Annotated in this window: 19 protein-coding genes and 1 tRNA gene; 8 read left to right on the top strand and 12 right to left on the bottom strand. The window is 69.2% G+C overall.

Going from position 1 to position 22,838, the window contains the following annotated elements:
* Window positions 1–13 precede the first annotated feature (13 nt).
* Window positions 14–550 (bottom strand): SH3 domain-containing protein, encoded by a 537-nt coding sequence (locus ACTIF2_RS19025; protein ID WP_439498673.1) that lies wholly within the window; start codon window positions 548–550, stop codon window positions 14–16.
* A gap of 200 nt (window positions 551–750) precedes the next feature.
* On the opposite strand from ACTIF2_RS19025, the gene ACTIF2_RS19020 reads away from it, so the two are divergent.
* Entirely contained in the window at window positions 751–1,746 is a 996-nt protein-coding gene (locus tag ACTIF2_RS19020) for a 2-hydroxyacid dehydrogenase (protein WP_439498672.1), read from the top strand.
* 30 nt (window positions 1,747–1,776) lie between these two features.
* Here the strand turns inward: ACTIF2_RS19020 and ACTIF2_RS19015 are convergent, their stop codons facing one another.
* A complete protein-coding gene (locus ACTIF2_RS19015; RefSeq protein ID WP_439498671.1) occupies window positions 1,777–2,778 on the bottom strand; it encodes a complex I NDUFA9 subunit family protein in 1,002 nt (333 codons plus the stop codon).
* A 210-nt stretch (window positions 2,779–2,988) separates the two neighbouring features.
* Here ACTIF2_RS19015 and ACTIF2_RS19010 point away from each other — a divergent pair.
* Window positions 2,989–3,075, top strand: a tRNA-Leu gene (locus ACTIF2_RS19010).
* Between the two features lie 136 nt (window positions 3,076–3,211).
* On the opposite strand, the gene ACTIF2_RS19005 is transcribed toward ACTIF2_RS19010, so the two are convergent.
* The 5 genes from ACTIF2_RS19005 to ACTIF2_RS18985 form a co-directional block, all read right to left on the bottom strand.
* Window positions 3,212–3,829, bottom strand: coding sequence for an SCO family protein (locus ACTIF2_RS19005; RefSeq protein WP_439498670.1), 618 nt, complete (start codon window positions 3,827–3,829; stop codon window positions 3,212–3,214).
* An 8-nt stretch (window positions 3,830–3,837) separates the two neighbouring features.
* Window positions 3,838–4,443 (bottom strand): methyltransferase family protein, encoded by a 606-nt coding sequence (locus tag ACTIF2_RS19000; protein WP_439498669.1) that lies wholly within the window; start codon window positions 4,441–4,443, stop codon window positions 3,838–3,840.
* A 19-nt stretch (window positions 4,444–4,462) separates the two neighbouring features.
* The gene (locus ACTIF2_RS18995; protein ID WP_439498668.1) at window positions 4,463–6,805 is read right to left on the bottom strand and encodes a heavy metal translocating P-type ATPase; all 2,343 of its coding nucleotides are present in this window, start codon (window positions 6,803–6,805) and stop codon (window positions 4,463–4,465) included.
* A gap of 119 nt (window positions 6,806–6,924) precedes the next feature.
* On the bottom strand, window positions 6,925–7,821 hold the full coding sequence (locus tag ACTIF2_RS18990; RefSeq protein WP_439498667.1) for a LysR family transcriptional regulator: 897 nt from the start codon (window positions 7,819–7,821) through the stop codon (window positions 6,925–6,927).
* 9 nt (window positions 7,822–7,830) lie between these two features.
* The gene (locus ACTIF2_RS18985) at window positions 7,831–8,805 is read right to left on the bottom strand and encodes a YeiH family protein (protein WP_439498666.1); all 975 of its coding nucleotides are present in this window, start codon (window positions 8,803–8,805) and stop codon (window positions 7,831–7,833) included.
* Between the two features lie 305 nt (window positions 8,806–9,110).
* Here ACTIF2_RS18985 and ACTIF2_RS18980 point away from each other — a divergent pair, with 305 nt between their 5' ends.
* The 6 genes from ACTIF2_RS18980 (at window position 9,111) to ACTIF2_RS18955 (ending at window position 18,343) form a co-directional block, all read left to right on the top strand.
* Window positions 9,111–9,911, top strand: coding sequence for an IclR family transcriptional regulator (locus tag ACTIF2_RS18980; RefSeq protein WP_439498665.1), 801 nt, complete (start codon window positions 9,111–9,113; stop codon window positions 9,909–9,911).
* Complete coding sequence (locus tag ACTIF2_RS18975) at window positions 9,908–13,756, top strand: hydantoinase B/oxoprolinase family protein (RefSeq protein ID WP_439498664.1); 3,849 nt, start codon at window positions 9,908–9,910, stop codon at window positions 13,754–13,756. The genes ACTIF2_RS18980 and ACTIF2_RS18975 overlap by 4 nt, the downstream gene beginning before the upstream one ends.
* A gap of 100 nt (window positions 13,757–13,856) precedes the next feature.
* Window positions 13,857–15,479: an OPT/YSL family transporter gene (locus tag ACTIF2_RS18970; RefSeq protein ID WP_439498663.1), complete on the top strand. Its 1,623-nt coding sequence runs from the start codon at window positions 13,857–13,859 to the stop codon at window positions 15,477–15,479.
* 64 nt (window positions 15,480–15,543) lie between these two features.
* A complete protein-coding gene (locus tag ACTIF2_RS18965) occupies window positions 15,544–16,218 on the top strand; it encodes an AroM family protein (RefSeq protein ID WP_439498662.1) in 675 nt (224 codons plus the stop codon).
* Between the two features lie 80 nt (window positions 16,219–16,298).
* On the top strand, window positions 16,299–17,144 hold the full coding sequence (locus tag ACTIF2_RS18960; RefSeq protein ID WP_439498661.1) for a DUF6502 family protein: 846 nt from the start codon (window positions 16,299–16,301) through the stop codon (window positions 17,142–17,144).
* The gene (locus ACTIF2_RS18955; RefSeq protein WP_439498660.1) at window positions 17,141–18,343 is read left to right on the top strand and encodes a DUF5666 domain-containing protein; all 1,203 of its coding nucleotides are present in this window, start codon (window positions 17,141–17,143) and stop codon (window positions 18,341–18,343) included. The genes ACTIF2_RS18960 and ACTIF2_RS18955 overlap by 4 nt, the downstream gene beginning before the upstream one ends.
* 23 nt (window positions 18,344–18,366) lie before the next feature.
* Here the strand turns inward: ACTIF2_RS18955 and rfbA are convergent, their stop codons facing one another.
* From rfbA to ACTIF2_RS18930, 5 genes are read right to left on the bottom strand one after another with little or no spacing between them, the layout of a single operon-like run.
* Window positions 18,367–19,239 carry a glucose-1-phosphate thymidylyltransferase RfbA gene (rfbA, locus tag ACTIF2_RS18950; protein WP_439498659.1) on the bottom strand — a complete coding sequence of 291 codons (873 nt, stop codon included), beginning with the start codon at window positions 19,237–19,239 and terminating at the stop codon, window positions 18,367–18,369.
* Window positions 19,236–20,195 carry a dTDP-4-dehydrorhamnose reductase gene (rfbD, locus tag ACTIF2_RS18945; RefSeq protein WP_439498658.1) on the bottom strand — a complete coding sequence of 320 codons (960 nt, stop codon included), beginning with the start codon at window positions 20,193–20,195 and terminating at the stop codon, window positions 19,236–19,238. Before rfbD ends, rfbA begins: the two co-directional genes overlap by 4 nt.
* Window positions 20,192–21,202, bottom strand: coding sequence for a glycosyltransferase family protein (locus ACTIF2_RS18940; RefSeq protein ID WP_439498657.1), 1,011 nt, complete (start codon window positions 21,200–21,202; stop codon window positions 20,192–20,194). The genes rfbD and ACTIF2_RS18940 overlap by 4 nt, the downstream gene beginning before the upstream one ends.
* Window positions 21,199–21,969 (bottom strand): ABC transporter ATP-binding protein, encoded by a 771-nt coding sequence (locus ACTIF2_RS18935; RefSeq protein WP_439498656.1) that lies wholly within the window; start codon window positions 21,967–21,969, stop codon window positions 21,199–21,201. The genes ACTIF2_RS18940 and ACTIF2_RS18935 overlap by 4 nt, the downstream gene beginning before the upstream one ends.
* Window positions 21,970–21,980: 11 nt before the next feature.
* Window positions 21,981–22,814: an ABC transporter permease gene (locus tag ACTIF2_RS18930; protein WP_439498655.1), complete on the bottom strand. Its 834-nt coding sequence runs from the start codon at window positions 22,812–22,814 to the stop codon at window positions 21,981–21,983.
* Window positions 22,815–22,838: the final 24 nt, after the last annotated feature.

The following is a 22,838-nucleotide window of genomic DNA, read 5'->3' as shown; positions in this document are numbered from 1 at the left end:
GGCTAGGAGGCGGTCAGTCGACCTTCTCGTTGGGATAGACGCCCCAGAGCCGCTCCTGCTTGATATAGCCGTTCATCTTGGCGACCCCGACCCGGCACCAGGAATCGGAGCAGGATGCAACGTTGACGATGACGCCGGGCTCGAGCCGGGCCGTGACCGCCGAGCTTTCATCGGCGCTGGCGCGCAGCATGAAGGTCTCGTCCTTGGCCTTCGACCAGGGCGCGACGAGCGCGGTGCGCCTGCCGGAAAGCAGGCTGTGCAGCACCCATCCTTCCGAGCCGTCGGCATCGCGGACGCGGCGCCAGGTCTCGAACTCGGCCGTGATCTCGACGGGCAGGCCGGCACGCTGGAAGACCCAGCGCGTGCGATGCTCCTTCGAGGGCCCCTCGCGCAGGTTCACACGATCGGATTTCAGGCTGACATAGCGCGGGATCGGCAGGCCGGTGACGGAGCCGGTGCCCATGTCCTGCGCAGAAGCGACCGAGCCGGGGGCCAGGTTCGCGCACATCATCGCAGCCAGCAGCCATCCCCGCATCCCCAGACCGCTCATTGGCTCCATCTCCATCTCGGGCTTGGTTCACAAGCGGCCTTTGGACCCCGGCGAAGGGTCATGTTGTCATCCGCCGCGCCGCCACTTAGACACGAACCAGCGCGCGACGACGACGCCTTCATTCCTGATGCGCCACGGTTAATGGCGGGTTGAGGCGGAATGGCGACATTGTCGCGGAGCTGCGGGAGAGGGAGCCGCCGATGTCGAAGAAGAAGCCGCTGGTCGTGGTGACACGCAAGCTGCCGGCCGTGGTCGAAACGCGCATGCGCGAACTGTTCGACGCCAGGCTCAATATCGACGATACGCCAATGAGCCAGGCCGCGCTGGTCGAGGCGGTCAAGACCGCCGACGTGCTGGTGCCGACCGTGACCGACCGCATCGATGCCGGGATCATCGCGCAGGCCGGCGACCAGCTCCGCCTGATCGCCAATTTCGGCAATGGCGTCGACAATATCGACGTGGCGAGCGCCGTGCAGCGCGGCATCACCGTGACCAATACGCCGGGCGTGCTGACGGACGACACCGCCGACATGACGATCGCGCTGATCCTGGCGGTGGCGCGGCGCATCGCCGAGGGCACGCGCGTCATTCCGGACGACGAATGGGCGGGCTGGTCGCCGACCTGGATGCTCGGCCGGCGCATCACCGGCAAGCGGCTCGGCATCGTCGGCATGGGCCGCATCGGCCAGGCCGTGGCGCGCCGCGCGGCCGCCTTCGGCCTCTCGATCCACTACCATAACCGCCGCCGCGTCGACGCGCGCACCGAGGAGGCGCTGAACGCGACCTATTGGGATTCGCTCGACCAGATGCTGGCGCGGATGGACATCGTCTCGATCAACTGCCCGCACACGCCGGCGACCTATCACCTGCTCTCGGCGCGCCGGCTCAAGCTGATGAAGCCCGACGCCATCCTGGTGAACACGGCGCGCGGCGAGATCGTCGACGAGACGGCGCTGGCGCGGATGCTGGAGGCCGGCGAACTGGCCGGCGCCGGGCTCGACGTCTTCGAGCACGAGCCAGCCGTCAATCCCCGCCTGCTCAAGCTCGCCCGCAGCCACAAGGTGATGGTGCTGCCGCATATGGGCTCGGCCACGCATGAGGGCCGCGCCGACATGGGCGAGAAGGTCATCGTCAACATCAAGACCTTCATGGACGGCCACAAGCCGCCCGACCGCGTGCTGCCGAGCATGCTCTGAGCCCGGCCGGCGGCCGGGCGGCGACACGGCTCAGCCGGCGCGGGCGGTGTCGAACTGGCCGGTCTTGCGGAAACGCCAGAGATAGGACGGCACCACGGCCTCGATCGAGACCGGCGCGATGCCGATACCCTCGAAGCTGCGGCCTTCGCTCCTGGCCGCCTCGGAGACGACGTTGTCGGTCTGCAGCATCGCGACCTGGTCGCGGGTCAGCCGTAGCTCGGCCGGCAGCAGGCCAAGCGTCAGCGCATGGACGATCTCCATCACGCGCGCCTGCAACCGCGCCAGCGGGAAGGGCAGCGGCAGCAACACGCGCTTGCGGCCGGTGATCTCGCAGGTATAGGCCACAAGCTGCTCGAGGCTCTTCACCTCGGGGCCACCGAGCTCGTAGATGCGGCCGCCAGCGACAGAGCCGTCGACGGCACGCGCGATCGCCTCGGCGACATCGCCGACGAAGGCCGGCTGGAATTTCGTTTGGGCGCCGGCCAGCGGCAAGACCGGCAGCATGCGGGCGAGCGCGGCGAAGCGGTTGAAGAAGGTGTCCTCCGGCCCGAACATGATCGAGGGCCGCAGCACCACGGCCTGCGGAACCAGCCCCAGCGCCGCCTCCTCGCCCTCGAGCTTGGTGCGGCCATAGGCCGAGCGCGATTCGCGGGCGGCGCCGAGCGCCGAAATCTGGACGAGGCGCGAGATGCCGTGAGCGGCGCAGGCCTGGGCGACGGCGCGCGCGCCATTGGCCTGGACGCTCGTAAAGCTCTGCCGGCCTCTCTGCTCGAGAATGCCGACGAGGTTGACCACCGCGTCGGCGCCCCTGACCGCCGCCGCGACCGAATCGGGATAGCGCAGATTGGCCTGGACCATGTTGATCTGGCCGACGCTGCCGAGCGGCTGCAGGAAGCCGGCGAGATCGGGCCGGCGCACGGCGACGCGCACGCGATAGCCACGCTTGACCAGCGCCCGCACGACATGGCGGCCGACGAAACCGGAGCCGCCGAAGACGGTGACCAGCTGCGAGGACGGGGTCTGGGTGGCCATTTGCTCAAGCTCCGCCGAGGACCTGCTGCTGTCCTAGAGCATCAAGAAGTTAGAGCAGGATCGGTCCAAAAAAACCGGTTCCCACCGTTTCGCATCCTGCTCTAGTGGATCGCGGCGGCACTGTGAAGGCGGGTATTCGGCGCATGCGGCCATGCCGGCTCGACATCGCCGTTGACAGCGCCTGCCGGCCCCCGTAAACGAACCGCCGTTGCCCAGGTGGCGGAATTGGTAGACGCACCAGCTTCAGGTGCTGGCGCTCGCAAGGGCGTGGAGGTTCGAGTCCTCTCCTGGGCACCACTCATCTACCAGAGTGGTGGTTTGTCAGCGCCTTAGCTGATGTGCGGGCCCCGTCCCGGCCGCAGGCCGTGGTGGCGCGGCGGTTCCGCCGAAGCGGCAGCTCCACATCGGCGCAATCCCCGCCCGCCTCGGCGTCTCACCCCAGCACGCGCCGCAGCTTGGCGAGCGCCGCTGCCTCGTCCTCGTGATAATCGATCATCGTTCTGAAGCGGCCCTCAGCGTCTATGAGATAGACCGAGGCCGTGTGGTCCATGGTGTAGCCGTTCTCGGTCGGGATGCGCTTGGCATAGGCCTTGTACGCCGCGATGGCGGCGTTGATCTGCTCGCGCGTGCCGGAGAGGCCGACGATGCGCGGATCGAAGGATTGCAGGTAGAGCGCGAGCTGCGGCGGCGTGTCGCGCTCGGGATCGACCGTGATGAACAGCACCTGCAGCCTGTCGGCCTCCGGACCGAGCGTCTTCAGCCTCGTGGTGATGTCGAACAGCGTGGTCGGGCAGACCTCGGGGCAATGCGTGAAGCCGAAGAAGACCGCCATCGGCCTGCCCCGGTAATCGGCGTCGGTGACGGGCTTACCGGTATGGTCGACCAGCGCGAAGCTGCCGCCGATCGGCGATCCGCCCGCCTCCGTCGCAACCGTCCGGGTGCGGCCCGGCCCATCGGTTTGCCACCAGCCGAGCAGGATGGCGGCAACGACGAACAGGACGAGACAGACGGCCGCCCAGGCGCCGTAGCGGATCCATCTGAGAACCGGCACGATCTGCTTCACCTTTTCCCGACCCAGCGGCGAACCCTGCGCCGGTAATCGTCATAGGGCGCGCCCAGCGAGACGGCGAGCACGCGTTCCTCGATCCGGACCTGGAGCGCGATCGCGACGAAGAGCGCCAGTGTCAGCGCCGCCTGGATCAGGTTCGGCAGGACGATGAAGAGGCCGGTGAACAACAGCGCCTGACCGACGAAGACCGGGTTGCGCGAGATCGCGAAGGGGCCGCCATCGACGATCGGCCCCTGTTCGCCGACTGCCGCGCCGATACGCCAGGAGGCGCCCATGAAGCGCTGCGAGATGATCGCGATGCAGGCACCGATCACGACGAGCAGATGGCCGAACACATCGAACCAGGGACCGTCGAGCCAGGCCGTGAGCGGATCGGCCCGGGCCGGATTGCCGAAGGCGGCGAGCCCCAGCGGCCAGAGCACGCCACCGGCGAAGGCGAGCTTGAACAGCAGGGCGGGCAAGGCCTGGCGTTCCGCCCCCTTGCCGAAGAGCCAGACCGGCCGGCCAGCCTCCTTCGCCAGGATCGCCGACATGGCGAGGAAGCTGATGACGTAGACCACGACCATCAGATAGCTCGCGATCTCCATCGGCTGCATGCGTCGAACCTTCCTGCGCTCAGCCGGCGCGGCCGGCGTCGAAGCGCAGCAGGCGCAGGGCATTGGCCGTGACGATGACGGTCGCGCCGGTATCGGCCAGGATCGCGACCCAGAGGCCGGTATAGCCGAGCACGCTGGTGACGAGGAAGACCGCCTTCAGGCCGAGCGCGATCGCGATATTGACGCGGATATTGCCCATCGTGGCGCGCGCCAGCCGGATCATCGCCGCGACGTCGCGCACCCGGCTCTTCAGCACCGCGCCGTCGGCGGTCTCGAGCGCGACATCGGTGCCTGAGCCCATCGCGACGCCGATGCTGGCGGCGGCGAGCGCCGGCGCGTCGTTGATGCCGTCGCCGATCATCATGACGGGCGTCGTCGCGGCCAGCGACTTGATCGCCGTTACCTTGCCGTCCGGCATCAGCTCCGCCTGGTGCTCCATGCCGAGCGAGCCCGCGATCGCGGCGCCGGTGCGGGCATTGTCACCGGTCAGCATCAGCGAGCGCACGCCGAGCGCCTTCAACTCGGCGATGCCGGCGGCGGCATCCTCCCGAGGCTCGTCGCGCAGGGCGATCAGCCCGGCGAGCGCGCCATCGGCGATCACGGCAGCGACCGTCTTGCCGGAGGATTCGAGCCGTTCGACGGCGGCATTCGCAGCATCGTCGAAACGGGCACGCGCAACCGCGTGGCGCGGCGCTCCGACGAAGATCGCGACGCCACCGAGCGTGCCGACGACGCCCTGGCCGGCAATGGCCGATCCGTCATCGGCCGGCCGGACCGGAACAGCCTGTGTCCTGGCGCGGTCGAGGATCGCAAGCGCCAGCGGATGGCTCGAGCCCGTCTCGACGGCGGCGGCGAGCTCGACGACCTCGCGCTCCGGACGGCCGAGCGCCACGATTTCGGTGACGCGCGGGCGCCCTTCGGTCAGCGTCCCGGTCTTGTCGAAGGCGGCGACGCCGGTCTTTGCGGCGGCCTCGATCACGACACCGCCTTTCATCAGCAGGCCCTGGCGGGCGCCGGCCGAGAGCGAAGCCGCGATCGCGGCGGGAACGGAGATGACGAGCGCGCAGGGGCAGCCGATCAGCAGCAGCGCGAGGGCGCGATAGATCCAGACCGACCACTCGCCGCCGAAGAAGAGCGGGGGGGCGAGCGCGACCAGCAAAGCGAGCCCGACGATGGCCGGCATGTAGACGCGCGAGAAGCGGTCGATGAAGCGCTCGGTCGGCGCCCTCGCCTCCTGCGCCTCCTCGACCAGCCGAATGATGCGGGCAATGGTGTTGTCCTCGGCCGCCTTGGTGACGCGGATGCGCAAAGCCGCCTCGCTGTTCACCGAGCCGGCGAAGACCGGCTCGCCGACCCCCTTGGTCTTCGGCACGGATTCGCCCGTGACCGGGCTCTCGTCGATGCCGGAGACGCCGCTGGTGATCTCGCCATCGGCGGGGATGCGGTCGCCGGGGCGCACGAGCACGGTCTGGCCGATCATGAGCGCCGCCGCATCGACCTGCCGCGTCTGCCCGTTCTCCTCGACGAGGGCGGTCTTGGGCACGAGATCGCCAAGCGCGCGGATCGAGGCGCGCGCCCGGTCGGCGGCGACGCCTTCGAGCACCTCGCCCACGGCGAAGAGGAAGACGACGAGCGCCGCTTCCTCCGCTGCTCCGATCACCAGCGCGCCGGCGGCGGCGATGGTCATCAGCATCTCGATCGTGAAGGGCATGCCGGCGCGGGCGGCCGCGAAGGCGCGGCGCGCCACCGGCGCGACCCCGATCAGGCAGGCGGCGACGAAGGCCCAATAAGAGGCGGCAGGCCAGAGCAGGCTCGCCGACCAGGCCGCCGCAAGCAGCGCACCGGTCACCAGCACGAGCCGGCCCTTGTTCGTCTGGTACCAGGAGACGCCGTCGGGCGTCGCCTCGTGGACATGGCCGGGCAGGCCGTGACCGTGATCGGCTTTCGCCGCGGCTGCGGCGCTCGCCTTCACCGGCGCATGATCGTGGGAATGGTCATGACCGCCAGCAGCGTGATCGTGGTGACCATGGTCGCCATGTTCGTGGTCGCCATGGTCATGCCCGGCATGGGAATGGTCATGGCCGCAGCCGCACGCGGTCGGCTCGGGCTTCGCGGAAACCGCCTTGGAAGCAATCGGCGCGGTGGTGTAGCCGAGGCCGGCGACGCGCTTCTCGACCGCCTCGCGCCCGGTCCGCGCCTCGTCGAGCGAGAGGGTCAGCAGCTCGGACATCACGGAGACCTTGACGTCGCTGACGCCGGGCAGGCGCTCGACGGCGCCGCGGATCGTCGCGGCGCAGCTCGGGCAATCCATGCCGCCGACCTTCCAGCTCAGAATCTGCGGTTCGGCTCGGGCGTTGGACATCGGTCGTCTCCGCTTTGGGGCGTTGCGAGACCTCTCCTGTACAAGCTGGAGTCACTAGAGGTTCAAGCGGAAAATCACGAATTCAGCAAAAATCCGCGCAGCGGCGCCATGCGCTCCGTTCATGCCGCTGATTGCCCGGCCTCCTGTAGGAGTGCGTGAAAGGCCTGCGCAGCCTTGCCGACATAGCGCTCCTTGTGGCGCAGCGCGAGGAAGCCGCGCCGGGGCACCGCCGCATCGACCAGGACGAGCGTCCCGGCCTGCAGCGCGGCCGCGACGACCAGCCGCGAGATCACCGTGGCCCCTGCCCCGGCCTCGACCGCCGCCCTGACGGCCTCGTTGGAGGGAAGCTCCAGGGCGATATCGAGCGCATCGAGGCTCGATCCGGCGCCTGCCAGCATGTCCTCGAACAGCCGGCGCGTGCCCGAGCCCCGCTCGCGCAGGATCCAGGCTGTCTCGCCGAACCGCGCGGGCGAGATCGCAGCCGATCCCGCCCAGTCGTGTTCGGGCGAGACCACGAGAACCATTTCGTCGATCGCGACGGTTTCGATGGTCAGATGCGGATCGTCGACTTCTCCTTCGACGATGCCGATATCGGCGAGCCCGTCATGAACCGCGGCGGTGACGCTTTGCGTGTTGCCGATCATGAGCGTCGTCGCGATGCCGGGATGGCGCGCGCGATAGGCCTGCAGTAGCGGCGGCAGCCAGTAATTGCCGACCGTCTGGCTGGCGGCGAAGGAGAGCCGACCACGCTTCAGCCCCGCGAGATCCTCGAGCACCGCCTCGGCCGAGGCCGCCCGCGCGAGCACGGCGCGCGCCTCGCCCAGGAAAAGCCGGCCTGCATCGGTGAGCGCGATGCGCCGGCCGATCCGGTCGAACAGCTTCACCGCATGGCGGCTTTCCAGTGCCGCGATCGCCGCGCTCGTCGCCGATTGCGTCAGGTTGAGCTCGCTCGCGGCCCGGGTGACGTGCTCGCGCTCCGCCACCGCCACGAAGATCCTGAGCTGTTCGAGCGTCATCGCGATCCTTCAGGTCGTCAGCTTCACCAGCATCAGACTGAATAGCGCGATGAACAGGAAGGAAGCGAGGCCGAGCAGCAGCGGACGCAGGCCCTTGGCCCTGAGCCTGGCGATGTCGGTTTCCAGCCCCATGGCGGCGAGCGCCATCGAGAGCAGGAAGGTGGTCGCGAGCACGATTGCCGATTTCGCCTCCGCCGGCACCGTGACGAGGCTGTTGAGCCCGACCATGGCGACGAAGCCGAGCACGAACCAGGGCCTGGGCGGCCGGGGCCGCGCATCGTCACGACCCGCGAACCGCGCCCGGCGGGCCGCGACGAGCCCGAGGCCGATCACCATCGGCGCCAGCAGCATCACCCGCGACAGCTTGGCGATGGTGCCGAACTCGCCGGCCTGCTGCCCGCCCTGGAAGGCGGCCGCGACGACCTGCGCGATCTCGTGGATCGAGGCGCCGCTCCACAGGCCGAACGCGTGCGGATCGAGATTCAGCAGGCCGGGCAGCAGGGGATAGAGCACCATCGCGATCGAACCGAAGACCGTGACGCAGGCGACCGCATAGGCGACGTCCTCGTCAGGCGCGTTGGTGACGGTGTTGGTCGCGATCACCGCCGACGCTCCGCAAATCGAGGTTCCAGCCGCGATCAGTTCGGCGAGCTTGCGCTCGACGCCGAGGCGCCGGCCGAGCCAGGTCGTGAACAGGAAGGTCGCGATCAGGGTGAGCGCGATCACCGCGATGCCGTCGGCGCCGACCTGCATCACCTGCGCCACTGTCAGCTGCAGGCCGAGCAGGATGATGGCCAGGCGCAGCAACCGGCGCAGCGCGACCGCGACGCCGGGCCTGGCGCGGGCCGGCGTGCCGACGAGGTTGTGGAAAGCGATCCCGATGACGATCGCAAGGATCATCGGGCTGAACATGCCCGCGCCCGGCACCTGCCTGAGGGCGAAGGCTGCGCCGGCGATCGCGGCGGTCAGCAGGAGACCCGGCACAATGCCGGCCTCCTGCACGCTCCGCCCGTGCTGCGGGCGTGCATCGCGGCCTTTCGGAAGCGATGCCGGGTGCGATCGTTGTGCGGCGACGGACATGCGCTGGCTCCAGATATCCGTGTCCTGATCGCATCGGCTGACCATTCGATCAAACTCGTAATATCTGTAAAAACAATCGATTATATCGATAATTCAGACCACAATGGCTTGGAAATCCAGGTCAACCGCGGTGTTCAGCGCGTTGACAGGTCGCGGCCGAGGCGTATAGTTCCTGTTATCGCAACTTAAGTTCCATTTTATGGAACTAATTGAGCAAGCCCCGGATGTCGATCCTGCTGGCTGCGGCCGACGTGCTTCGCTGCTTCTCCAGCACCCGTCACGACGTGACGGTGACCGACCTCGTGACTCTGCTCGGCATGCCCAAGAGCAACGCCTCGCGCCTGCTGCGGGGGATGCGGGATGCCGGGCTGCTGGAGACCGTCGGAGACAGCAAGCGCTACCGCCCGGGCGTGCTCCTGCACCAGGCCGGACATGTGCACCGTTTCGCGGCCTCGCTGATCGACCGCGCCGACGCGATCGTGACCCGCGTCTCGGAAGAGGTCGGCCATACCGGCTATATCAGCGTCAGGCGCGGCATCGACATCGTCGGCGTCACAGCTCATCCCGGCCGGCATGCGCTACGCGTGGTCACCGCGATCGGCGACCGCCTGCCCGCCTTCGCCTCGAGCACGGGCCGGGCGCTGCTGGCGCGACTGCCCGACGAGGAGGTCAGCCGGCTCTACGTGGACGGCTTCGCGCCGCCCTCCAGCACCGCTCCCCAGCATCTCGACGAATTGCTGGCGCGCCTCGCCTTCACCCGCCGCGAGGGCTACGCCGAATCCCATGACGAGGCCGTGCGCGGCGTGCGCGCCATCTCGGTCGCGGTCGGCGATCCGGCGACCGGCGACGAGGCGGCCTTGTGCATCTCCTTTCCGGCGGCGACGGTCACGCCGGAGGAACGCCTCACCATCATCAGGTCGCTCGGAAAAGGCGCCGCGGAGATCGCGGCGCTGACCCGCGATCCCCTCTTCATCCCCACATCAGACATATTCGAGGAGACTGCTCCATGAGCAATCGCTGGCGCATCGGCTTCGACATCGGCGGCACTTTCACCGATTTCATCCTCTATGACGAAGAGCAACGCTCAGTCCGGCTGCACAAGCGCCTGACGACGCCGCATGACCCCTCCGAAGCCGCGCTGATCGGGCTCGAGGAGCTCGTCGCCATGGCCGGCATCACCTTGGCCGATATCGGCGACATCGTGCATGGCACGACGCTGGTGACCAATGCGGTGATCGAGCGCAAGGGCGCCAAACTCGGCCTGATCACCACGCGCGGCTTCCGCGACGTGCTCGAAATGGGGACCGAGCAGCGCTACGACATCTACGACCTGTTCCTGACCTTCCCCGAGCCCTTGGTCTCGCGCGAGCACCGCCTCGAAGTCGCCGAGCGCATCGACCGCGACGGCGAGGTGGTCCAGGCGCTCGATGCGGCCGCCGTCCGCAGCGCTGCCGGCGAGCTTGCCGCCGCGGGCTGCGAGGCCGTCGCGATCTGCTTCCTGAACAGCTACCGCAACCCGGCGCATGAGCGCGAAGCCGGCCGGATCGTGCGCGAGGCCTTCCCCGATCTCACCGTCTCGCTGTCGAGCGATGTCGTCGCCGAGATCTGGGAGTATCAGCGCTTCGTCACCACCGCCGCGAACGCCTATGTCCAGCCCTTGATGCGGCGCTATCTCGAGCGGCTGGAGCACGAGCTCTCGGCCCGCTCCTTCCATGGCGCGCTCAGGCTGATGCATTCGGCCGGTGGCCTGGTCTCGCCCGAAACGGCGCGCACCTTCCCGATCCGCCTGCTCGAAAGCGGCCCTGCCGGCGGCGGCCTGGCGACCGCCCTGTTCGGCGAGCTCGCCGGCCACAAGGACGTGATCTCCTTCGACATGGGCGGCACCACCGCCAAGGCCTGCATGATCGAGGACGGCCGCGCCGAGATCGCACCGATGCTGGAAGCCGGACGCGTCAACCGCTTCTCGAAGGGTTCGGGCCTGCCGATCAAGGCCCCGGTCATCGACATGATCGAGATCGGCGCCGGCGGCGGCTCGATCGCCGCGATCGACGAGGTCGGCCTGCTCAAGGTCGGCCCGCATTCGGCCGGCTCCGATCCCGGCCCGGCCTGCTACGCCATGGGCGGCACGAAGCCGACCGTCACCGACGCCAATCTCGTGCTCGGCTATTACGACCCGGGCTTCTTCCTCGGCGGGCGCATGGCGCTCGATGCCGACGCCGCCCGCAAGGCGGTCGCGACCATCGCCGAGCCGCTCGGCCTCTCGGTCGAAGAAGCTGCCTGGGGCATCCACAAGGTCGTGACCGAGAGCATGGGCGCGGCCGCCCGCGTCCATCTCGTCGAGAAGGGCAAGGATCCGCGGCACTACGCCATGGTCGGCTTCGGCGGTGCCGGCCCGGCCCATGCGGTCGACGTCGCGCGCGTGCTCGGCGTGACCCAGGTCATCATCCCGCCGGCGTCGGGCGCCGCCTCGGCGCTCGGTTTCCTGGCCGCGCCGCTCTCCTTCGACATGGTGCGCTCGCTGCCGGTCGAATTCTCGGAGGGCTTCGATGCCGCGGGCGTCAACGCCGTGCTCGGGGAGCTGGAGGCGGAAGGCCGCAAGCACCTCACCGAGGCCGGCGTGACGCCGGACGAGATCACGGTCGAGCGCTCGGCCGACATGCGCCTCGTCGGCCAGATGCACGACATCGCCGTGACGCTGCCCTCCGGCACGATCGACGCGTCGAGCCTGGAGGCGATCCGCGCCGCCTTCACCGCCGCCTATTCGGCCCGCTACACCTCGGTCTATGAGGGCGCGCGGCTGGAGGCGATCAATTTCCGGGTCCGCTGCGCCGGCCCGGCGCCGACCCTGTCGCTGTCCGGCGCCACCGGCGGCGGCGAGGCGAGCGACAAGATCAAGGGCACGCGCCGCGCCTGGTTCGAGGGAGGCTGGAGCGAGGCCACCGTCTATGACCGCTACGCGCTGCGGCCGGGCGACAGCATCAAGGGCCCGGCGATCATCGAGGAGCGCGAGGCGACCACCATCGTCCCGCCCGGCGACAGCGTGGCGATCGACGAGGTGCTGAACCTGCTCATCAGCGTCGGCCAGGCGAGCGCAGCCGAGACCACGATCAGCGCCGACATGCCGGTCACCGAGGCCGCGCGCCGCATCGAGGCCGATCCGATCTCGCTCGAGATCATGTGGAGCCGCATGATCAACGTCGTCGAGGAGATGTGGCTGACCGTCTGCCGCACCGCCTTCTCGCTGGTGATCTCGGAAGCGCAGGATTTCGCCTGCGAATTGCTCGACCCCGAAGGCGAGACGCTGGCGCATTCGCCGCGCGCCATGCCCGTCTTCAACCTGACGCTGCCGCGCGCCGTGAAGGCGCTGCTGGAGCGCTACCCGGCGCAGACGCTGAAGCCCGGCGACGTGCTGATCACCAACGATCCCTGGCTCTGCGCCGGCCATCTCTTCGACATCGCCATCGTCACCCCGGTCTTCCTCGGCGACCGGGTCGTCGGGCTGATGGGCACGGTCGGCCATGTCTCCGATATCGGCGGCACCAAGGACAGCCTGCGGGCGCGCGAGATCTACGAGGAAGGTTTCCAGATCCCGCCGATGAAGCTCTACGAGGACGGCCGGATCAACGAGACGCTGGTGCGCCTGCTGGCTGAGAACGTCCGCAATTCCGAGCAGGTGCTCGGCGACCTGCATTCCTTCGTCGCGGCCAATGCGATCGGCGCCGAGCGGCTGCAATCCTTCCTGGCCGATTACGGCATGCAGGACCTGCGCGCGCTCGCCACCGTGGTGCAGAACCGCTCCGAGAAGGCGATGCGCGAGGCTATTCGTGCGCTGCCCGACGGCACCTATCAGGGCACGGTCTCGAACAATCCGCTCGGCACGCCGATGACCTATCCGCTGGCGCTGACAGTGAAGGGCGACACGATCCATCTCGACTTCGCCGGCGCGCCGCCGCAGCTGGCGCAAGGCGGGCTGAACTGTACGCTGAACTACACCACGGCGCATGCGACCTATCCGCTGAAATGCATGCTGACGCCGAATGTCCGCGGCAATGCCGGCTGCTACCGCGCCTTCTCGATCGACGCGCCCGAAGGCTCGATCCTGAACTGCGACAAGCCGCTCGCGGTCAACCTGCGGACCCGGACGGGCTGGTACATCGCGCCGAACATCTTCCGCGCGCTGTCGCAGGCCGCCCCGAAGCAGGTGCAGGCCTTCACCGGGCTGCCCGTAGCGGCGAGCGTCTACGGCCGCGACCGTGCCGGCGACACCTATTCCGACATGCTCTTCACCGGCGGCGGCCAGGGCGGCTCGGCGCATGGCGACGGCAAGTCGGGCCTGCTCTATCCGACCTCGGCGGCCAACACCTCGATCGAGACTTTCGAGGCACGCGTTCCGGTCCTCGTGGTCGAGAAGGCCTATCTCAAGGATTCGGGCGGCGCCGGACAGTATCGCGGCGGCCTCGGCCAGCGCGTCAAGCTGCGCAAGCTCGCCGATGACGGGCTGCCGACGCTGGTCTCGCTCTATCCCGAGGGCGTCAACAACCCGATCCCCGGCCTGTTCGGCGGCAAGGCCGGCGGCAGCGCCTCGGGCCGCGTCCTCGACGACCAGGGCCATGTCATCAGGGATGTCGGCACCGGCGACCTCGTCCAGGTCACTCATCCCCATGAGATCGTCGAGCTCGTGCTGGCCGGCGGCGCCGGCTATGGCCCGGCGGCGGAACGCTCGCGCGAGGCCGTGGCCCGCGACGTCGCGCTCGGCCTCGTCTCGCCCGAGGCGGCCAGGCGCGACTACGGCATGCAGGGCAGCCAGGCCAAGCACGATGTCGGCGAGGCCAAGGCCGGCATTCTTGTTGCTTGAGGAATCCGCGTAGAGCACGCGCCGATCAGGTTGATCCAACCTGATCGGATCCGGCTCTAGCGCGGCAAACCGCCCAAGGGGCCATAAGAGGGGAAGTCAGATGAGCGAACCATCGGAGGCGGGGCCGCAGCGGCACCCGAGCCTGTTCGAGCCGGCGACATTGGCGCTGATCGCGCTGCTCTGCGTCTTCGGCTCGATCATCGGCATGCAACTGCTCGTCTCGCTCGGCGTGACGGCCAATACCTCGCTGATCGGCGCCATGGCGGCGATGGCGCTGGCCCGCGTGCCGATCGGGATCTTCCTCCGTTACCGCTCGATCCATGTGCAGAACCTGGCGCAGAGCGCGATCTCGTCCGCCACCTTCGGCGCGGCCAACAGCCTGCTCCTGCCGATCGGCATTCCCTTCCTGCTCGGGCGGCCCGACCTCGTGCTGCCGATGTTCGCCGGCGCCTTCATGGCGATGCTGCTCGACGCCTATCTGCTCTACCGGATGTTCGATTCGCGCGTCTTCCCGGCGACCGGGGCCTGGCCTCCGGGCGTCGCGGCGGCGGAGGCGATCAAGGCCGGCGACGAGGGCGGCCGCAAGGCCGTGCTGATGGGCATCGGCTTCGTCGCCGGCATCGTCGGCGCCTTCTTCAAGATCCCGATGTCGGCCTTCGGCGTCGCCTTCATCGGCAATATCTGGGCGCTGTCGATGTTCGGCGTCGGCCTGTTGCTGCGCGGCTATTCCGGGCCGATCTTCGACAACGCGACCTTCGCCACGATCATCCCCAAGGGCGACCTGATGGCCGCCTATATCCCGCACGGCTTCATGATCGGCGCCGGCCTCGTGGCGCTGTTCCAGGTGGCGCAGCTCCTGATGCAGCGCAATGAAGCTGCCAAGGAGGCGGAGAAGAGCGCCGGCACGTCGGACGCGGCGGTGAAGCGCGCGCTCGGGCTCGGCACGATCGGCTATCTCGCGATCGCGGTCTTCATCGCGCTGGTCGGCGGGCTGATGACGGACATGTCGATCGGCATGCTGATCCTGTTCGTGCTCTATGCCGCCTTCGCAGCCTATGTCCACGAGCTGATCGTCGGCCTCGCGGCGATGCATTCGGGCTGGTTCCCGGCCTTCGCGGTGGCGCTGATCACGCTGATCATCGGCATGCTGATCGGCTTCCCGATGCCGGCCCTGGCGCTGCTCGTCGGCTTCTCGGCGGCGACCGGACCCGCCTTCGCCGATATGGGCTACGACCTGAAGGCGGGCTATATCCTGCGCGGCAACGGCGTCGATCCCGCCTTCGAGCGCGAGGGGCGCAAGCAGCAGCTTTATGCCGCGATGTTCGCCTTCGTGATCGCCGGCCTCGTCGTGCTGGTCTCCTACCAGAGCTATTTCGCGCAGAATCTGGTGGCGCCGGTCGACAGGGTCTATGCCGCGACGATCCGCGCCGGCGTCGCGCCCGGCGTCGCCTGGTCGCTGTTCGTCTGGGCCATTCCCGGCGCGATCCTGCAGTTCGTCGGCGGGCCGAAGCGCCAGATCGGCGTGCTCTTCGCCACCGGCCTCCTGATCAACTTCCCGATGGCGGGCTGGGCCGTCCTGGCCGGCATCGCCTGCCGGCTGGTCTGGGAGCGGCTGCGCGGCAGTGAGGGCGAAGGCGACATGGAGGTCTTCGCCGCCGGCGCCATCGCCGGCGACGCGATCTTCAGCTTCTTCGATTCGGTGATCAAGGGTTTCAGGCGCTGAGCGCCTGCATCGCCGTGCCGGGGATGTTTCTCCGGCACAGCCAGTATTTCGACGGGAGATCGCGATGTCCAAGTTCGGGACGCTGACCATCGGCCAGGCGCCGCGCGCCGATATCACGCCGATCCTCGACGCCGTGATCGGCGCCGATCTGCCGCGCCGGCATGCCGGCGTGCTCGACGGCCTGACCCCGGACGAGATCGCCCGCGATTTCGCGCCCCGGCCGGGACAGGCGGTCCTGATCACCAAGCTGCTCGACGGAAGCTCGGTGATCATCGACCGCAGCCGCACGGAAGCCGCTGCGCGGAAAAAGCTCGCGATGCTCGAAGCCGAGGGCTGCAGCACGATCCTGATGCTCTGCACCGGGCATTTCGAGACGCTCGCCTGCGACAAGGCGCGGCTCGTCGAACCTGACCGCGTTCTCCCCGGAACGGTCGCCGCCCTGACGCAGGATGCTCGGCTCGGCATCGTCGTGCCGCTGCCCGAGCAGATCGACAGCGAAGCCGGAAAATGGGCCGCGCTGCGTCACGAACCGCTCTACGCCGCCGCCTCCCCCTATGGCGGGCCGGGCCCGACCCTGGCGGAAGCCGCGCGCGACCTCGCGCAACGCGGGGCGCAGATCCTGCTGCTGGACTGCATGGGCTTCGTCGAGAGCCATCGGCAGCAGGCCTCGAAGGCCGCGGGACTGCCGGTGATCCTGTCCAACAGCCTGATCGCCAAGCTGGTTTCCGAGATCGTCTAGACCCGCTTTCACAGCCGCCGAGTTAGTCGCCGAAAGATCGTGGGATTGTATCCCACGCCGATTGCGGCTAGATTGCGGCCATGACGGCGACCCCATCTCCCGGCCCCGACGCCGAGCAGCTCTCCCCGCCGCTCGCGCGCCTGCTGCGCCCGCTCGTGCGGCTGTGCATTCGCGGCGGAATGACCTTTCCGGCGCTCTGCCAGCTGTTGCGCGAGCTTTATGTGAACGTCGCCGAGCATGACTTCGCACTGGCCGGAAAGGAGCAGACGGACAGCCGCGTCAGCCTCCTGACCGGCATCCATCGCAAGGAGGTCAGCCGCCTGCGCGGCGCGGGCGCGCCAGTGAACGAGGTGCCGGCTTCGGTCTCGCGCACCAGCGCCATCATCGCGCGCTGGCTGGCCTCGCCGCAGTTCAGCGATGCGCAGGGCCAGCCCCTCGCCCTGCCGCGGGCCTCGGGCGGACCGGGCGCCTCCTTCGAGACGCTGGTCGCCTCGGTGACGCGGGACGTCAGGCCGCGCTCCGTGCTCGACGAATGGCTCGACCGCCATCTTGTCACAATTGACGAAGATGACAGGGTGGTGCTGGCGGAAGCCGCTTTCATTCCGCAGGGCGAGGACGACGGCAAGTTGTACTATTTCGGGCGCAACCTGCACGATCACATCGCCGCAGCGGTTTCCAACGTGCTGGCGCCGTCCCCCGCCTTCATCGAGCGGGCCGTGCATTATGACGGGCTCTCGGCGGATCTGGCGAAGCGGCTCGAGGCACGGGCGCGCGAACTCGCCCTGGCGGCACTGCAGCAGGCCAATCGCGAGGCTCACGCCGCCTGCGAGACCGACGAAGGCGGCGACCATCGCTGCAATTTCGGCGTCTATGTCTATCGCGAGACGATGGACCGGAGCGAGCGGGCGGAGGATACCGGCTCGTGACCCGTTCGCCATCCTTCACGCGCCGACGGCTGCTCGGCCTGCTCGGCGCGACCGCGGCTCTGCCGCTACCGGCGATCGCGGCGCCGTCGAGCCCGCGCGACCGCGGCATCGGCGGGACGGGCTATGCGCCTGAGACCGCCAGCGGCGATCGCGGCATCGGCGGCACCGGCTTCATCGGCACGATCCAGCGCTTCGGCAGCATCATCGTCAACGATGCCCGCATCGCCTATCCGGCCGGCGTGCCGGTCCGGATCGACGGCCAGGCCAGCAGCAGCCGGCATCTCAGGATCGGCCATGTCGTGCGCGTCGTCGCCCGGCCGGGAGCTACGTCGCTGACGACGACCTCGATCGAGGTCGAGAGCGAGGTCGTCGGCCCGATCCTCGCGATCGCGGACGATTCGCTGAATGTCATGGGGCAGACGGTCGCGATCGACGCGGTGAAGCGGGCCGGCTGGTGGCGCAAGGGCGTCCATGTCGCCGTCAGTGGCCTGCGCCGGACCGATGGCGTCATCGTCGCCAACCTGATCGAGCGCCGCTCCCGCGGTCCGGCGCGCATCGCCGGGCTGCTGGAGCGTGACGAGGACGGCTTCTGGATCAGCAATCTCAAAATGCTGAATGCGGAGGAGAGCCTGCTCGGGCAGCGGGTGATCGCCACTGGGCGCCTGGCGCGGGGCGGTTTCTCGACATCCCGAATGATCGTGGACGGGCCACCAGCCGACGCGGGCACGGTCGATCAACTGTCGCTCGAAACCTATGCCCGCTCCGAAGGCGCGGTCCTGCGCCTCGGCTCCGGCCTCACCGTCCGCAATACGGGTTTCGCCTCCCTCCTGGCCTTCGGGCAGGAGATCCGCGCCGTGCTCGATGCGCGGGTCGAGACCGATGGCCAGCTCACGCTCGAGTCGATCCGCCTCAGCAACGCGGGCGGCGAAGGCGGAGGCGGAGGGGGCTCAGGTGGCGGACCTGGCGGAGGCCCAGGCGGCGCGCCGGGCGGACCTGGCGGCGGGCTGGGCGGACCGGCCGGTGGCCCGGGAGGCCTGGGCGGCGGGCCAGCGGGCGGCCCCGGCGGGCCTGGCGGCGGTCCCGGTGGAGGCCCGGGCGGAGGGCCCGGCGGCGGAGGACCGGGTGGCGGAGGACCGGGCGGCGGAGGCGGTGGCGGCCCCGGTGGCGGTGGTGGCGGTGGTGGCGGACCCGGTCGCTGACGCGACCGGTTTCAACCCGGATTTCACCGCGCCTCGGCGGCGAGTGCCAGCAAGGAACGGCCATAGGCGGTTTTCGCCAGCTCCGCCCCGCGCTCGTGCAACTGGTCGCGCGAAATGAAGCCCTTGGCGAAGGCGATCTCCTCGGGGCTGGCGACGAGTTGCCCCTGACGCTTCTGGATGGTGCGGACGAATTCGCCCGCCTCCAGCAGGCTGTCATGGGTACCGGTGTCGAGCCAGGTATAGCCGCGCGACATGCATTCGACATGGAGTTCGCTGAGCGCGAGATAGGCGTTGTTGACGTCGGTGATCTCAAGCTCGCCCCGCGCCGAGGGCTTCACCGCCGCGGCGATGTCGAGAACCCGGTTGTCGTAGAAATAGAGCCCGGTCACGGCCCAGGGCGATTGCGGCGCCTGCGGCTTCTCGACGATGCGCAGCGGCTTGCCCTCCCCGGTCAGCGAGACGACGCCGTAGCGCTCCGCATCCTCGACGGCATAGGCGAAGATGGTGGCGCCCCGCCTGCGCGCGCTCGCCCTGTCCAGCAGGCTGACGAGGCCGGCGCCGAAGAAGATATTGTCGCCGAGGATGAGGGCGACGTCGTCGCTGCCGACGAAATCGCGGCCGATGACGAAGGCCTGCGCCAGCCCCTCCGGCCGCTCCTGGACGGCATAGCTGAAATCCACGCCGAACTGCGCGCCGGAACCGAGCAGCCGGACATAGTCGTCGAGATGATCCGGCGTCGAGATGATCAGGATGTCGCGTATCCCCGCCAGCATCAGGACCGAGACGGGGTAGTAGATCATCGGCTTGTCGTAGACCGGCAGAAGCTGCTTGTTCATGGCGAGCGTCGCGGGATGAAGCCGCGAGCCGGAGCCGCCGGCGAGGACGATGCCCTTCATGCGCTGTTCCTCAAAGGCAACGCCGCATCGGGCGCCGTCAGGCATGGGCCGATCAGCCGATCGAGCGTCGCCCCGATATCCCGATCGAACGAGCCGAGCGTGATGCCGTGCCGGGCGGCGGCAAGCGAGCAATCGAGCACGGCGTTGAGAGGCCGGCGCGCCTGGCCCGGCCGGTCGACGGTGGCGACCGGCGTGACCGATGCCCAGGCGCCGCCGCGCATGGCCGAAGCCTGGAGGACGGCCCGCGCCTGTTCGGCCCGCGTCAGCACGCTGGCGCCGGCGAGATGCAGCAGGCCCTGCGGAGCGTTCGGACCGCCCGCAGCCATGCGGCGGGCGAGCCCGAGCAGCGCGACGGCGAGGCCCGGCGCGTAGGTCGGCCGACCGCGCTGGTCGCCGGCAATAGTCAGAGCCGCTTGCCGGCTTGCCCAGCCCAGCAGCTTGGCGACGAAATGATTGCCCGTGGGTCCGAAGACCCAGGAGGTGCGCACGACGAGCGCGGAAGGCAGCGCCTCGAGCACGGCATATTCGCCGGCGAGCTTGGACGCGCCATAGACGCCAAGGGGCGCGGGCAGATCCGCCTCCGTGTAAGGCGTCGCCTTGCGTCCGTCGAACACCGCGTCCGTCGAGACGTGGATCAGCGGAACGGCGCAGCGGGCGCAAGCCGCGGCGAGCCGGGCGGGACCGTCCCGGTTGAGCGCGAAGGCGGGCTCCCGATCGCTTTCAGCCGCATCGACCGCCGTATAGGCGGCGGCGTTGATGACCGCGGCCGGCCGCAACTGATCGAGCAGCCATTGCGCCGCGTCGGGCTCGGTCAGATCGAACCCGGGGCGGCCGACGGTGACGACCGTGCCGCCACCCGCCGCAACCAGCGCGCTCGCGAGCTGGCCGGCTCGGCCGATGACGAGGATGCTTTGCGAGGCGTCCACCGCCGCGCCACCAGCCAGGACGCCGCTCATGGCCGGCCCCGCTCGTCGATGTCGCCCCAGGCGAGCGCCCGGCTGCTGTCGGCCATGGCGCGCCGCGGCGAGAAGGTGCGGAAGGGCGACACCAATGCCCGGTCCGGCGGTCCGAGCCGATTGCGCAGCCCGTCCAGCACGCCATTGACGAGGGCGGCCCGGCACTCGCGCGAGAACCGGTTCTGGGCAAGGTAGACGCCGAAACGCAGCGGCAGCGACAGCACGAGCTTGAGCTTGTGGCTGCGCGGCACATGAGCGAGCCGCAGCATCGAGAGCTGGTTGCGGATATAGGTGTAAAGCCGGCGCGGCGGCTGGTCCGTCAGGAGCAGGCCGAACGGCAAGCGGATGATTCCGCGCCCCAGGCAATGCGGCATCAGGACATCCGGCGCGACCCAGATCGAGAAGCCGCGCGCGATCGCCCGCATGCACCACTCGATGTCGATCGCGTCGATGAAGTAGTCCGCCCGGAAATCGCCGATCGCGCCGAGCGCATCGACCCGCAGCAGCGAGCCGGACGAGATCACGAAGCCGACCTGCTGGGCTGCCGCGGGAGCATGCGAGCCCACCTTGCCGCCATCGCTGGCGATCCTCATCGGCCGGCCGGTCAGGTCCACTGGCCTCGGACCGACGACGGCCGCGCGCTCTCCGGCCGCTGCCAGGCTCCGGTGGACGGCGACGAGCTGCGGAATCATGCCCTTGCCCGGCTCGCTGTCCTGGTCGAGCAGCAGCAGGAACTCGGCCTCATGATCGCGCGCCATGGCGTGCAGGGCGTTATAGGCCGCGCCGAGGCCGCGATTGAGACCCGGCCGCAGCACGACGAGCTCGGCCTCGCCAGCCGCGGCCTGCAGGCGCCGCTGCTGCTCCGGCGCGACCGGCGAATTGGCGAAAATTCCGATCACGAGACTATCGGGCGCGACCGAGGCTACGAGCCGGGCCAGCGCGTCGAAATCGGGCTGATAGATCACGATGCCCGCGGCCGAGCGGGCACGCGGGGGGGCAGCTGTCATGGGCATGAGAGGGTCTCTCTGTCGGTTAGTTGCTGGTAGCGGCGCAGCACCGCGTCGAGCGGCCCGTCATCGACGAGCCGTCCCTGGTCGAGGCGCAGCGCCCTGGTGCAGAGGCGGGAGAGGAGCCCGCCGCTATGGGAGGCGAGGACGAGAATGCCGGCGCGCGCGACGAAGCGGCTCAGCCGCGCGTCGGCCTTCGCCATGAAGGCCTCGTCGCCGGCGCCGATGCCCTCGTCGAGCAGCAGGATGTCGGGATCGACGCTGGTGCAGATCGCGAAGGACAGCCGCGCCTGCATGCCGGCCGAATAGGTGCGGATCGGCATGTCGAGAAAGCCGCCGAGCTCGGTGAAATCAGCGATCTCGTCGATGCGGCTCTCGACCTCGCGGCGCGACAGGCCGAGATAGAGGCCGCGCAGCCTGATATTCTCGTAGCCGGTGGCCTCGCCATCCATGCCGAGGCCGATGTCGAAGAGCGGCGCGAGCCTGCCCTGGACGACGACGCGGCCGGCTTGCGGGGTGTAGATGCCGGCGAGCACGCGCAGCAGCGTCGTCTTGCCCGCGCCATTATGGCCCACGAGCGCGACGCGTTCGCCATGCGCGATCGCGACGCTGAGCTGCGACAGGGCCTGCACGCAGGTCCGCGCCCTATCGTCGGAGCCGATGCGGCCGCCGGTGGCGCCGCTGACGAGGCGGTTGCGCAGGGAGCGCGCCGAGCCGCCATAGAGCGGAAACTGCACGCTGATGCGGTCGAGACGGATCGAGCTCACGGCCGCACCGCTCAAAGCCAGTAGGGCACGCGCCAGCGCAGACGTGCATAGAGTGCGAAGGCGAGCGCGAGGTTGAGCGCGGTGAAGCCCAGCGCCCAGCCCCATGTCGCGGCGCTGACCGGAAGCCCGAGCAGCGGCGCCCGGACGAGCTCGATCAGGTGGAAGAACGGGTTGAGCGTCGCGATGACGCCGCGCTCGCCGAGATCGCTCGCGCGCCAGAGCACCGGCGTCACGAAGAGCAGCATCTGCACGACATTGGCGATCAGCGGGATGACGTCGCGAAAGCGGGCGCTCAGCAGGCCGAGCGTGACGCAGAAGCCGACGCCGTTCAGCAGCACGACCGCCAGCCCGGGCAAAGCCAGCAGCCCGTGCAGGCCGGGATTGACGCCGAAGACGACGAGCACGACCGCGACGACGAGGGCGTTGTGCAGGAAGATGATCAGGCTGCGCCAGACGACGCGCATGACATGCACGCTGGCCGGGGCAGGCATCTGCTTGATCGCGGCGGTGGCGCCGGTGAAGGTCGCGCAGCCCTCGATCATCAGGCCGGACAGCATGGTCCAGACGACCATGCCGACCGTGACATAGGGCAGATAGGTCGCCACCGGCACGCGGAAGAGCGCGGCATAGGTGACACCGAGCCCGGCGACGAAGATGGCGAGGCTGAGCACCACCCAGAGCGGGCCCATCACCGAGCGGCTGTAGCGCTGCCGGATGTCGAACCAGCCCAGCGTGAGCCATAGCTCCGCGAGGCGGACGCCCTGAACAAAATCCCGCGCCGCGCTGCCATAGAGCGCGCGGCGGCGCTCACCTGCATCGTGAACGAGAAGGGGGAAGGCGGACACGTTCTTCTCCTTGCGAGGCCGAAC

Origin of the sequence: Allobosea sp., from assembly GCF_051860145.1 — a bacterium.
In the GTDB taxonomy this organism is placed as follows: Bacteria; Pseudomonadota; Alphaproteobacteria; order Rhizobiales; family Beijerinckiaceae; genus Allobosea.
The sequence above is the reverse complement of the archived record's forward strand: the minus strand, read 5'-3'. Positions and strand labels throughout refer to the sequence as shown.

What these genes read in the sequence shown, in the direction of transcription:
- ACTIF2_RS19025 (WP_439498673.1), bottom strand. Translation starts at nt 550, where the DNA reads ATGAGCGGTCTGGGGATGCGGGGATGGCTGCTGGCTGCGATGATGTGC.
- ACTIF2_RS19020 (WP_439498672.1), top strand. Translation starts at nt 751, where the DNA reads ATGTCGAAGAAGAAGCCGCTGGTCGTGGTGACACGCAAGCTGCCGGCC.
- ACTIF2_RS19015 (WP_439498671.1), bottom strand. Translation starts at nt 2,778, where the DNA reads ATGGCCACCCAGACCCCGTCCTCGCAGCTGGTCACCGTCTTCGGCGGC.
- ACTIF2_RS19000 (WP_439498669.1), bottom strand. Translation starts at nt 4,443, where the DNA reads ATGCAGCCGATGGAGATCGCGAGCTATCTGATGGTCGTGGTCTACGTC.
- ACTIF2_RS18995 (WP_439498668.1), bottom strand. Translation starts at nt 6,805, where the DNA reads ATGTCCAACGCCCGAGCCGAACCGCAGATTCTGAGCTGGAAGGTCGGC.
- ACTIF2_RS18990 (WP_439498667.1), bottom strand. Translation starts at nt 7,821, where the DNA reads ATGACGCTCGAACAGCTCAGGATCTTCGTGGCGGTGGCGGAGCGCGAG.
- ACTIF2_RS18975 (WP_439498664.1), top strand. Translation starts at nt 9,908, where the DNA reads ATGAGCAATCGCTGGCGCATCGGCTTCGACATCGGCGGCACTTTCACC.
- ACTIF2_RS18970 (WP_439498663.1), top strand. Translation starts at nt 13,857, where the DNA reads ATGAGCGAACCATCGGAGGCGGGGCCGCAGCGGCACCCGAGCCTGTTC.
- ACTIF2_RS18965 (WP_439498662.1), top strand. Translation starts at nt 15,544, where the DNA reads ATGTCCAAGTTCGGGACGCTGACCATCGGCCAGGCGCCGCGCGCCGAT.
- ACTIF2_RS18960 (WP_439498661.1), top strand. Translation starts at nt 16,299, where the DNA reads ATGACGGCGACCCCATCTCCCGGCCCCGACGCCGAGCAGCTCTCCCCG.
- rfbA (WP_439498659.1), bottom strand. Translation starts at nt 19,239, where the DNA reads ATGAAGGGCATCGTCCTCGCCGGCGGCTCCGGCTCGCGGCTTCATCCC.
- rfbD (WP_439498658.1), bottom strand. Translation starts at nt 20,195, where the DNA reads ATGAGCGGCGTCCTGGCTGGTGGCGCGGCGGTGGACGCCTCGCAAAGC.
- ACTIF2_RS18940 (WP_439498657.1), bottom strand. Translation starts at nt 21,202, where the DNA reads ATGACAGCTGCCCCCCCGCGTGCCCGCTCGGCCGCGGGCATCGTGATC.